The organism is Streptomyces doebereineriae (assembly GCF_031845645.1).
Lineage (GTDB): Bacteria > Actinomycetota > Actinomycetes > Streptomycetales > Streptomycetaceae > Streptomyces > Streptomyces canus.
Map to the genome: position 1 here is coordinate 1 of NZ_JAVREZ010000051.1, position 1546 is coordinate 1546.

At 67.9% G+C, this 1546-nt stretch carries 2 protein-coding genes; both read left to right on the plus strand.

What is annotated here, in order from left to right:
- Positions 1-807, plus strand: an 807-nt coding sequence (locus tag RNB18_RS50620; protein WP_311720874.1) for a carbohydrate ABC transporter permease, incomplete at its 5' end; no start/stop codon positions are given.
- Positions 804-1546: carbohydrate ABC transporter permease (locus RNB18_RS50625; protein WP_311720875.1), on the plus strand; the 743-nt coding region annotated here is incomplete at its 3' end. The genes RNB18_RS50620 and RNB18_RS50625, both read left to right, overlap by 4 nt.

Here is a 1546-nt window from a genome sequence, read left to right on the forward strand (position 1 = left end):
CCGCTGTACCGCAACCTCGACCTGAGCCTGCGCCACTACACCGTGCGCTCGTTCGTGCAGGGGGATGCGCCCTTCACCGGCCTGGCGAACTACCGGACGGTCTTCGACGACCCGACCTTCGCCCCGGCCCTGCTCCACACCGTGGTGTTCACCGGCGTGTGCCTGGTCTTCCAGTACAGCATCGGCCTGGCGCTGGCCGTCTTCTTCAACCAGCACTTCCGGCTCTCCGCCACCCTGCGGGCCCTGTTCCTGGTGCCGTGGCTGCTGCCGCTGATCGTGTCGGCCTCGACCTGGTCGTGGATGCTCAACAGCGACTCCGGCATCGTCAACGCCGTCCTGCACGCCATCGGGATCGGCCCGGTGAACTGGCTGACCTCGCCGTCCTGGTCGCTGACCTCGGTGATCATCGCGAACATCTGGATCGGCGTCCCCTTCAACCTGGTCGTCCTCTACAGCGGCCTGCAGTCCATCCCGGGCAGCCTGTACGAGGCCGCCGCCCTCGACGGCGCGGGCCCCTGGCGGCGCTTCTGGAGCATCACCTTCCCGCTGCTGCGCCCCGTCTCCGCCATCACCCTGCTGCTGGGCCTGGTCTACACACTCAAGGTCTTCGACATCATCTGGATCATGACCAAGGGCGGCCCGGCCGACTCGTCCACCACCTTCGCCACCTGGTCCTACCAACTCGGCTTCGGCAACCTGCTGCCCGCCTTCGGCCCCGGCGCCGCCGTCGGCAACCTGCTGGTGGTCGCCGCCCTGGTCTTCGGCCTGGTCTATGTGCGGGTCCAGCGAAAGCAGGCGCTGTCATGAGAACACGGCTGAAGACCGCCCTCGGCCTGCTGCTCACCGGGATCATGCTCTTCCCGGTGTACTGGATGCTCAACGTGTCCCTCACCCGCGACCAGGACATGCGCAAGAGCCCACCGGACCTGTTCCCCTCCCACGTCACCCTGGAGGGCTACCGGGCCGTCGTCGACCAGCAGTTGCCCTACCTCGGCACCAGTCTCGTCATCGGCCTGGGCACCGTCGCCCTGACCGTGGCGCTGGCCGCCCCCGCCGGCTACGCGCTGGCCAAACTGCGTCCGCGCGGCGGCGGAATCATGAGCTTCGTCCTGCTGGCCGCCCAGATGATCCCCGGCATCATCATGGCGATGGGCTTCTACGCCATCTACCTCCAACTCGGCCTGCTCCAGACGGTTCCCGGCCTGATCGTCGCCGACTCCACCCTGGCCGTCCCCTTCGCCGTCCTCATCTTCACCGCGTTCATGTCCGGCATCCCCGGCGAACTCCTCCAGGCCGCGAAAACGGACGGCGCGGGACCCCTGCGCACCTTCTGGTCGGTCGTCCTGCCGATGAGCCGCAACGCCGTCGTCACGGTGTCCCTGTTCGCCTTCCTGTGGTCCTGGTCCGACTTCATCTTCGCCAGCACCCTGGCGGGCGGCGGCGCCCACGAGCCGATCACCCTGGGCATCTACCACTACATCGGCAACAACAACCAGCAGTGGAACGCCATCATGGCCACCGCCGTCGTGGCCTCCCTGCCCGCCGC